Consider the following 10,338-nt stretch of genomic DNA (forward strand, 5'->3'; position numbering starts at 1 on the left):
CGCAACCCGGATAACGGGGCCGGCATGCCGAGCGCAAGCCGGGTTTGCGCGATTGGTCGCCGAGACCGGGAGGCGCCTCCCGAAAAGGGGAAGGGCTGGCATGCCGAGCGCAAGCCGAACGAAGTGCGGGCAATGGCAGAGACGAAAACGAAAGAGGCTGTCCAACACGTTTTAGACACCTCTTTTTCATTCGTACTGCTATTCGGGAATTCCCAATACGCAATTTTCGGAGGGTTGAAAAAAATTTTGTCAGACAGCCTCTTCATCTTTCGGCGCTCCCCATAATCCGGCATCTTCGGAAATCCCGCGGCCTCGGACGGAGGGCAACGCCGCGAAAAGCCACGGGCTCAGGACTTGTGGGTCATGATGTCGAGCACCAGACGGTCCGTCTCGTTCATGCCGTCGCGGCCGATACGCGTGAGGTTGCGGATGCACTTGTCCACGTCCTCCTCGACGATACCCTCCACGGCCGTTACGCAGCGGTGCTCCATGGCCATCATCGCCGACAGCACGGCCGTCGAGACGCCGCTCATCAGCTTCATCGCGCAACTGGGTTTGGCGCCGTCGCAGAGCATGCCCGTCAGCGTAGCGACCATATTCTTTACGGCCGCCGCCGCCTCGTCGTAGCCGCCGCCCATCAGATAGACGATGCCGCAGCTCGAACCGGTGGCCGCCACGACGCAGCCGCACAGGGCCGACAGACGGCCCAAACTCTGCTTGATGTAGATCACCGTGAGGTGGCTCAGCGTGAGCGCGCGGATCGTCTGCTCCTCCGTCGCGCCGTTCTCCTCGGCAAACACCACCACGGGAAGCGTCGCCGCGATGCCCTGATTGCCGCTGCCCGAATTGCTCATCACCGGGATCATCGCACCGCCCATGCGGGCGTCGCAGGCGGCGGAGGTGTAGGCGAGGATATGCGCATATACGTGGTCGCCCATCAGCTTGCGCTCCTGCATGCCGCACATCGTGCGGCCGACGCAGTGGCCGTACTCGCCCTTGAACGACTGCTCGGCGGCAGCCTTGTTCAGCCGGCGGGTCTCAAGGATGAAACGCAGCTCGTCCAGCGGCGCCGTCATGGCGAAATCCCACACGCGGCGAAGCGTCAGCTCGGGATCGTCGTCCGCGGCACCGGCTGCCGACGACGCCCCTGCGCGCTTATCGAGCAGCGCTTCGCCGTCGCGCGCTATATATATAAAAGAGGTGTGTCCGCCGGCGATGACGGCCGTGGCGGTGTGCCCCCCGGCTTCGACCTCGATTTCGATATACAGTTTTTCCGCGATATGCTCTTTCAGCGAGATCGAAATACGCTTCTGGTCGATGTAGCGGCGCCCCTCTTCGACGGCCTCGGGCGTCAAGTCCTTCAGCACTTCGAGCTGATAGTCCGAGCGTCCGACCAATGCCCCCAGCGCGATGGCGATCGGCAGGCCGATCATGCCCGTACCCGGGATTCCGACGCCCATGGCGTTCTTGAGGATGTTGGCGCTCAGGCGCGCCGTGATTTTCTCGGGCCGGCATCCGAGCGTCTCGGCCGCACGCGCCACGCAGAGCGCCACGGCGATGGGTTCGGTGCATCCGATAGCGGGGACGACCTCCCGACGGATCAGGTCGATGATGCGTTTTCGTTCAGGTTGTGGTATCATTCGGTTACGGTTTGTAATTCTCAACACAAAGGTAACGAAAAATCGTTATCTTCGTACCGAAAACAAGGTAAGAGATGGAAAAATCGAAACCCCGCCCATGGAAAGTTCTCCGGAGCGAATACGTCGCGCGCGAACCGTGGTTCACCGTGCGGCACGAGTGCGTCGAACTGCCCGGCGGCGCCCATGTGCCGGACTACTACGTCTTCGAATACCCCGCTTGGGTCAACGTGATCGCCATCACGCGCGACGGACTGTTCGTGATGATCGACCAGTACCGCCACGGCCTCGGCCGCACGGACTACGAGCTGGCGGCCGGCGTCTGCGACCCGGACGACGCTTCGCCTCTCGAAGCCGCCCGGCGCGAGCTGCTGGAGGAGACGGGTTTCGGCGGCGGCCGATGGCGCGAGACGATGCGCATCTGCGCCAATCCCGCCACACACGACAACTTCACCCACTGCTTCGTCGCCACCGGCGTGGAACGCCTCTCGCCGCAGCATCTCGAAGCCACGGAGGACCTGAGAGTCCATCTGATGACGCGCGACGAGGTGCGCGGTCTGCTTGAACGGGGCGGAATCGTGCAGGCGTTGATGGCCGCTCCGCTGTGGCGCTACTTCGCCGAAAGCGACAACGCAATCGGGGCTGCCCGAGACACCGACAACGGCGCCGACAACGAAATCGACTCCGCACGAAGCGACGACCGCGGAAACGCCTCCGCGCGCTGATCCCTCCGCAACGGGGTTCTCCCGCCGCCTGCCCCCGTTTCCGTCGGGACCGAGCGGTGCGGACCGCATCGCAAAGGCCGCCGGACGGAGAAAACATACGGACCGTCGGATATTCCATAAGGCTCCCGAACTATACGAATACGCTCTTTTTATACGCAAAAAAGGCCGAAATCGAGGGGGGGGGAGATGTCCGGAAGATTTTACCTAAATTTGTCCGCATCAAATAAAATATCCATTCAACCCTAAATGTCAAGTGAAACTATGAATGAAATTTCGCAAAAACATGGGGGGGGGAATTTAATCAAACGAATTATTCCGCTCCCGTAATCAGCCTCTTGGAGGTATCCGCCGAGCAAGGCTTCGCTACTTCCCAATTCGAACACGGTGAATACGATCCCTATTAAACCGCACACACGTCATGAAAAAAATCTTTTTCCTCGTGAGTGCGGCCGGATGCGTCGCACTCAACGCCTGCTCGACGGACCCCGTCGGCGAACTCGAACCCACAGTGCCCGAACCGCTCGGCACGCACACCCTCACGGCACGCACGCCCCGAACCGCCGAAACGCGCACCCATCTCGGACCGCAGGAAGGCGCATTCTCGCCGGTTCTCTGGAGTACGGACGACCGGATCGCCGTCGTAACCGACCGAGGCTCCCTCTGCCAATACGTACTCACCGGCGGAGAGAACACCGAAGACGGCACCTTCACCGTCTCGGGCACACCGACGGCCGAAGGCGCCTCGTCCCTCGAAGCCTACTATCCCTATTCGGCCTACTCGGCAGGCAAACTCACGATTCCCGGAGCGCAGACCTACGCCGAGGGGTCCTTCTCGCCCGAGACCAACCCGATGTATGCCCGCACCACGGGCGATGAAATCGGCACGCTGGAATTCACCCACGTGGCGGGCGTCATCAACATCCGGCTGACGGACGACGGCACCGGACGCAAGGTGAAGTCGATCCGGCTCGTGTCGACCGACAAGACGCTCTCGGGCGCCGGCACGCTCGCCGAAGGACCCGACGGCGGCCGGATCATCGTCTTCGACGGCGGCGGCAACGAAGCCATGCAGCACGTGGACGAAGCGGGCGCTCCCGCAGCGTCCGACGCACAGAGCGGATCGGAAATCACGCTGACCTGTCCGGAGCCCGTAACGCTCGATGCGGAAACCCCGACGGATTTCCTGTTCGTCGTTCCGGCACAGACCTACCCGGCCGGCACGCTTTCGTTCCGGATCACCGACGATGCGGACCAAACCGTAACGAAGGCGCTCTCGAAACAGCTCGTCGTAGGCCGCGCCAAGATCGTCGACTTCACGGCCATCGCCATCCCGAAGGTCGTCGTGGCCGGGAGTGCCGACGATGTGTCCGACGCGATCAAGAAGGCAGCCTCCTCACCCGAGGAAGCACCCGAAGTGGTGCAGGTCGGCTCGAAGGTCGAGAGCGATGCCGAGGTAACCATCCCGAAGGCATTCGCCGAATCGGCCGCGCTGACGGTCGAGGTGCCGCAGGTCGCTGCGAATGCACAACTGACTTTCAAGGAGAGCTCCGCCGCCGATGAAACGGCCGCACTGCCCGAACGGGTCAGCATCGTAACCGACACCGAGACAGCCAAGCGACTGGTGATCGACATGCCCAACACGACCGTAACGGTGAACGGCAAGTACACGGAAATGACCGCCTCCACCGCCGAAAATACGCTCTACGTCGAAGAAAATGCCGAAGTAGGGAAATTGACGCTGAAAAAAGGCAATGCGAAGATCTACGGCACCGTCCGCGAGATCGTCCGCGAGAGCGGCTACGACGGCCGGATCGTCGGCTGCATCGGCACGCAGGCCGGACTGGAGCGCATCCTCGCACAACAGGAGCAGTTCGACTGCATCGTGATCGAGAAGGACGTAACGGGTCTCGACGGCAAGGGAGGCACGCTGAGCAAGCCGCTCGAAATCGCAGCCGACGCCGAAGTCGCGAACCTCACGATCGCACCGACGTCCGAGGCAGAGGCCACGCACCCGATCGTCGTGTCGGGCGACGGTGTGAAAGCCCTGTTCGACAACGTGCTGCTCGTCTGCAACACGGCCAAGAGCTACGGCATCAGCTGCACGGGCGCAGACCCCGACATCACCCTGCGCAACTCCGAGATCAAGGCTCTCGGCACGGACTGCCGCGGCGTCTCCGTCCTCAACAACGACCTGACGAGCACCGAGAGCCGCATCACGATCGACGGGACGTCGATCCACAGCAACGAGACGGCCATCGGCAGCCGCGACTACACCGAAGAGGAGATCGCCTATTTCAAGAGCCGCGTGAAGGACGGCAACTACTATCCCCGCGGCATCGCCGTGGGCAACAACGGCGGTACGGTACGGATCGACATCCGCAACGGATCGGCGGTTGAAGGCTTCTTCTACGCCGTGAACATCGCGGGTATCACGACGCCCGTGATCGTGAACGCGGAGAATTCGCGTCTGGACGGCCGCGCCGCGCTGAACGTCCACGGCAAGGAGTGCGTATTCGACATCGAAGGCTCGGAACTCATCGGCCGCAACTACTTCACCGGCCCCACCGAAGATTTCGCCGCGATCGTCCTCGACTCAGCGGTAGCGACCGCCGGGAGCAACGCCGTAACGGTTACGGATTCCGAAATCCGCTCCTACAACTCGCCGCAGACCGCCACCAACCACCAGTTTTCGGCCGACCTGCGTTCGAAGAACAACACGCTCCGGCTGCTCGGCGCGACCAAGCTCGTCGAGGCGAACACGCCTCAGCCCGCACGCATGAACTTCCTCGTCATGAACCGCGACGATTCGAACACCGTGGAGGTCGCCCCTTCGGTTACGGTCGAAGGCAGGGAGGGCGCCCACGCACTGCCCGTTACGCTCTGGGACGGCGCGACCGTTACGGAGCCCATGTCCGGCACCGTGCGAAACGACGGCACCGAGTGGTTCTGCTACGAAATCTACGAAGCTTCGGATCTGGCGTGGATCGCCCGCGAAGCCAATGCGGGACGGTTGGCCGAAGGTGCCGGCGTACTCTTCTGCAACGACATCGACCTCGGCAACCACGAGTGGACCCCCATCGGCTACACCAGTCTCACGAACCCCAACGACACGGAAGCGAACTACACGGCCAAGGGGCACCTCTTCAGCGGTTGCGTATTCGGCAACGGACACACCGTCCGCAACGTGCGGATCGACCTGACGACCCCTGCGCGCGGTCTCTTCGGACAGGTCTACGGCACCGACGACAAACCCGCGGCGATCGACGACCTCCACGTCGAAAACGTCGCGATCGAAGGCGAAGGCAAGTGGACCGGCGGTCTGGCGGGCTACGTGCGCAACGTCTCCCGCATCAGCAATTGCTCGATCAAGGAGGTCGCCATCGCCTGCGGCGAAGGCGCCAACACCTACGGCAGCGGCGGTCTGTTCGGCTATTTCGGCAACAATTCGGGCGAAGTGCTGATCGAGAAGTGTTCGTCGGAGAATGTCGCATTCACCGGCAAGAGCGGCTGGAACAACGGCGGCCTCATAGGCAAGTTTTACAGCGGCAAAACCGTGAAGGTTACGATCCGCGACTGCCAGCCGTCGAAGGGCTACTTCCGGACCGTCTTCGCCAAAGGTCAGACGATCGGCGGTATCACGCCGTACTATGCGCCCGACGGCTACAACAACTCGTGGTTCATCGGCAACATCACCAACACCAAGGGATTCGATCTGGTGATCGAGCGGATCGCCGACAACAGCGCCAACTGGACCGAGACCGACGCCGCGACCGGCGCCGAACTGACGCAGGAGGCCCTGTCGGCATTCTACAAGGCGCCCTACATCAGCATCTACGACAACTACAAGAACACGGCCGTCGGCACCGATTCGGGTACGATCACCATCGACGGCGTCAGGGTACATCCCGCGGCGGCGGAATAACCTCCGCCCGCAGGCGATACAAAAAGAGGCTGTCCGAAACTCGTTCGACAGCCTCTTTTTCATTCGTACCGCACCGTTCGGAACCCTTTCCGAGCAGGCGATTCCCGTCGGAGGGGGAGGAAGGGCAGCTCGTCGGACGGACCTCCGTTTCCATCCGCGGATGCGCCCCGGCGGGAACCTCCCCACCGGGGCGGCACGCAGCGCATCCCCTACTTCCCGACCGAGACGGCCAGCGCGAAGAAATAACGCGCGGGGTCGAGGCCGAGCGTTTCGAGCAAACGGTCCGAGGCGCTGCCGCGCGTAACGGATTTCAGTCCGTGGCCGGCGGCATAGAGGTTCGCGTTCTCGACGTAGCAGGCGGCGTCCTGCCCGCAGAGGAAGCGGACGTGTTCGGCCGGGATCGCCTTGCCCTCGTACACGCTCAGATCGGCCACGAAGACCAGATTGAGCGGTGCGGTCGCCACGAAGGGCTGGGCGCCCGACACGGCGCGGTGGTCGCCTTCGAGCACGCGCGTGAGCTTATGCGCCCGCGCATCGTAGCTGTACACGCCCTCGCGGAAAAAAGCGTAGGTGCGGATCGGGTAGAGGCCCAGCGCCGACGGGGCCGTGAGGTGGTCGTTCGCGGGGCGGTTGATGCCCGCGGCGGCCCACACCACGCCCGAAAGCTCTTCGAGCGAGAGAGGCTCCGCCGCGAACTCGCGCGACGACCGGCGGTTCCACAACGCCTCGTCGACGGTCGTGCCGCCGACCGAATCGGGCCTGAGAAGCGCGATCTCCGCGCCCATCTCCACTTTCGTGGCCGGTTCGGGGGTCTTCGCACCCCGCCCGGCCGGCGCTCCGCACGCTGCGAGCGCGAGAGCGGCCATTGCTGCAATCATTCTCATCGGATACGATCTATTTTAAACAGTTTATATGCAAATATACAAAAAACGGGACAATCGCTGCGAATTCGACGGAAAACCGCTATATTTGGAACTCCGTTTGGTTAGTAGGAGACACGAACATACACCGAGAAGATGAAAGTAGGACTCTTCATTCCCTGTTACATCAACGCCGTCTACCCCGAAGTGGGCGAAGCCTCGTACAGGCTGCTCGCCTCGCTGGGGCTCGACGTGGATTATCCGACCGGGCAGACCTGCTGCGGGCAGCCGATGGCCAACGCCGGATTCGAACGCGACGCCCGCCCGCTGGCCGAACGCATGGAACGGCTCTTCGCCGCGTACGACTACGTGGTCGGCCCCTCGGCCAGCTGCGTGGTTTTCGTCAAGGAGGGCTACCCGCGCCTGCTGGACGGCTACCGCGAGCACGCCTGCATCGACGCGCGCATCTACGAAATCTGCGAATTCGTGCACGACGTCGTGCGCCCCGCGAAACTCGGCGCCTGCTTTCCGCACAAGGTGAGCCTCCACAACTCCTGCCACGGCGTGCGCAAACTGGGGCTCAGCACCCCCGGCGAGCTGAACGTCCCCTACCGCTCGAAGCTGCGCGACCTGCTCGAAATGGTCGACGGCGTCGAGGTATGCGAACCCTCGCGGCGGGACGAATGCTGCGGCTTCGGCGGCATGTTCTCCGCCGAAGAGAACGCCGTCTCGATCCGCATGGGCCGCGACAAGCTCCGCGACCACCTCGCCACCGGCGCCGAATACATCACCGGAGCCGACAGTTCGTGTCTGATGCACATGCAGGGCATCATCGACCACGACCGGCTTCCGATCCGCACGCTGCACATCGTCCAAATTCTCGCATCGAACCTATGAGCACGCATTCCCGAGCCGCGGCGCGGTTCGTCGCCGACGCCGCACGCACCGCATGGCACGACGGCGCGCTCTGGACCGTCCGGGCCAAACGCGACCGCATGGCGCAGAGCGTCCCCGAGTGGGAGGCGCTCAGGGCCGCTTCGTCGGCCATCAAGCGCCACACGCTCAGTCATCTGGGCCATTACCTCGAACTCTTCGAACGCAATGCCTCGGCCAACGGCATGCAGGTCCACTGGGCCGCGGACGCCGACGAGATGAACCGCATCGTCGGGGAGATCGTCGCGGCGCACGGCGGCCGCAACCTCATCAAGAGCAAGTCGATGCTCTCGGAGGAGTGCGGGCTGACGCCCTATCTGCTCGCGCGGGGCGTCGACGCCGTGGAGAGCGATCTGGGCGAACGGATCATGCAGCTGTTGCACCGTCCGCCCAGCCACATCGTCCTGCCGGCGATCGCTGTCAAACGCGAGGAGGTGGGCGAACTCTTCGAGCGGGTGTGGCATACCGCGGCGGGCAACAGCGACCCCGCCTACCTCACGCACGAGGCCCGCAGACACCTGCGCGGCAAGTTCCTCGGCGCCGACATCGCCATGACGGGCGTGAACTTCGCCATCGCCGAAGCAGGTGCTTTCGCCGTCTGCACCAACGAAGGCAACGCCGATCTCGGCACCTCGTTCCCCGATCTGCACATCGCCATCATGGGGCTCGAAAAGGTGATCCCCGACTACCGGGCGCTGGCCGTCTTCACGCGGCTGCTGGCCCGCTCGGCCACCGGGCAGCCCGTAACGACCTACACGTCGCTCTACCGCCGGCCGGCCGCAGGCAAGCAGATCCACGTGGTCATCGTGGACAACGGCCGCACCGAAAGCCTCGCAAACGAGGCGCACCGCAACATGCTCAAATGCCTGCGCTGCGGCGCCTGCATGAACACCTGTCCCGTCTACCGGCGTTCGGGCGGCGCCACCTACTCCTATTTCATCCCGGGTCCGCTGGGCATCAACCTCGGCATGCTCCGCTCGCCGGAGCGCTACCACGGCAACGTCTCGGCCTGCTCGCTCTGCTACTCCTGCTCGGAGGTCTGTCCCGCGAAGATCGACCTCGGCGAGCAGATCTACGCATGGCGGCAGGAACTCGACGGCGAAGGGCTGGCCGACGCACGCAAAAAACTGGCGGTCAAAGCCATGAACTTCGCCATGCGGGCCCCCGGCCGGTTCTACGGCGCCATCGCGCTCGGACGCTTCGCCGGGCGGCTGCCCCATGGCGTGCTGAACAATCGGCTCAACCCGTGGTACGGTTCGGGCCGCGACATGCCCCGCTTCGCTCCCCGCACCTTCGATGCACTCTGGAAAGCGGGCCTCGTCCGCAAGGCGTGCGGCACTTCCGACGACTCAAACCCCGAAAAACACCGGCAAACACCATGACAACCAAAGAACGCATACTCCGCCGGATCGCCGACGCACGCATGCCCGCGGAGGCATACCCCGCATTCGATTTCACACCCCAGCGGTTCGAAGACCGCACGGCCGAGTTCATCCGGCAGACGGAAGCCGCCGGCGGCCGGGCCGTCCTCGCGGATGGCGCACCGCTCGACGAACTGATCCGGCAGCTCTACCCCGATGCGCGGCGCATCGCCTCGCGCCTCGCCGAGGTAAAGTCGGCGACGATCGACCCCGATGCGACGGACGATGCGCGCACGTTGTGCGACGTCGATCTGGGCGTGGTCGAGGGGCTCCTCGCCGTGGCCGAAAACGGCGCGGTGTGGATCCGGCAGAACATCCGCCACAAGGCGCTCTACTTCGGAGCGACGGCTCTTCTGATCGTCGTTCCGCGCGAGGCCGTCGTCGACACGATGCTCGACGCCGTCGGACACCCCGCTTTCGCCGATGCCGACTTCGACTACGGCTGCTTCATGTCGGGCCCCTCGAAAACGGCCGACATCGAGCAGGCGCTCGTCTTCGGAGCGCACGGTCCGATCTCCACGACGGTCGTCCTGCGCTGACAACACATACATCCCCACGCTTATGAATCCACAGGAACTCTGCACCATCTGGTTTTCGCCCACGGGCGCCTCGCGCCGAATCGCCGAGGCCGTCGCCCGCGGCTTTTCGGAGCAGCCGGCCGGCATCGCACGCACGCACGAGGCCGCCGCTGCGACGGTCGCGGCCGACGCAGCGACAACCGACGCCGCAACGGCACGGCACGCAGGCGAAACGCCCGGCACGCTCCCCGTCCGCACCGTCGACCTGACCCATGCGGCACCCCGCCCGACCGTCATTCCCCGGCATGCCGCGGCCGTGATC

The 10,338-nt window shown here is 64.0% G+C and carries 6 protein-coding genes and 2 pseudogenes; 6 read left to right on the plus strand and 2 right to left on the minus strand.

The genetic code is table 11. The features are described 5' to 3' along the window. Positions 1 to 347: 347 nt before the first annotated feature. A complete protein-coding gene (locus tag BN3659_RS08995; RefSeq protein ID WP_091536349.1) occupies positions 348 to 1,640 on the minus strand; it encodes an L-cysteine desulfidase family protein in 1,293 nt (430 codons plus the stop codon). Positions 1,641 to 1,714: 74 nt separating this feature from the next. On the opposite strand from BN3659_RS08995, the pseudogene BN3659_RS09000 reads away from it, so the two are divergent. Both BN3659_RS09000 and BN3659_RS09005 read left to right on the plus strand, forming a co-directional pair. Beyond that, positions 1,715 to 2,260 (plus strand): annotated as a pseudogene (locus BN3659_RS09000) (NUDIX hydrolase); the annotation flags it as partial. Positions 2,261 to 2,780: 520 nt separating this feature from the next. Continuing rightward, on the plus strand, positions 2,781 to 6,284 hold the full coding sequence (locus tag BN3659_RS09005; RefSeq protein ID WP_091536352.1) for a hypothetical protein: 3,504 nt from the start codon (positions 2,781 to 2,783) through the stop codon (positions 6,282 to 6,284). A gap of 209 nt (positions 6,285 to 6,493) precedes the next feature. Here BN3659_RS09005 and BN3659_RS09010 read toward each other — a convergent pair whose 3' ends face one another. Then, positions 6,494 to 7,168, minus strand: coding sequence for a SagB/ThcOx family dehydrogenase (locus BN3659_RS09010; RefSeq protein WP_091536354.1), 675 nt, complete (start codon positions 7,166 to 7,168; stop codon positions 6,494 to 6,496). A 132-nt stretch (positions 7,169 to 7,300) separates the two neighbouring features. Between BN3659_RS09010 and BN3659_RS09015 the strand changes: the two genes are divergently transcribed. The 4 genes and pseudogenes from BN3659_RS09015 to BN3659_RS09030 form a co-directional block, all read left to right on the plus strand. Beyond that, on the plus strand, positions 7,301 to 8,041 hold the full coding sequence (locus BN3659_RS09015; RefSeq protein ID WP_091536356.1) for a (Fe-S)-binding protein: 741 nt from the start codon (positions 7,301 to 7,303) through the stop codon (positions 8,039 to 8,041). Further along, a complete protein-coding gene (locus BN3659_RS09020; protein WP_091536357.1) occupies positions 8,038 to 9,459 on the plus strand; it encodes a lactate utilization protein B in 1,422 nt (473 codons plus the stop codon). Before BN3659_RS09015 ends, BN3659_RS09020 begins: the two co-directional genes overlap by 4 nt. After that, complete coding sequence (locus tag BN3659_RS09025; protein ID WP_091536359.1) at positions 9,456 to 10,037, plus strand: LutC/YkgG family protein; 582 nt, start codon at positions 9,456 to 9,458, stop codon at positions 10,035 to 10,037. Before BN3659_RS09020 ends, BN3659_RS09025 begins: the two co-directional genes overlap by 4 nt. 22 nt (positions 10,038 to 10,059) lie before the next feature. Beyond that, a pseudogene (locus BN3659_RS09030) lies at positions 10,060 to 10,338 on the plus strand (hypothetical protein); the annotation flags it as partial.

The organism is Alistipes sp. CHKCI003, from assembly GCF_900021155.1.
Classification (GTDB): domain Bacteria; phylum Bacteroidota; class Bacteroidia; order Bacteroidales; family Rikenellaceae; genus Alistipes; species Alistipes excrementavium.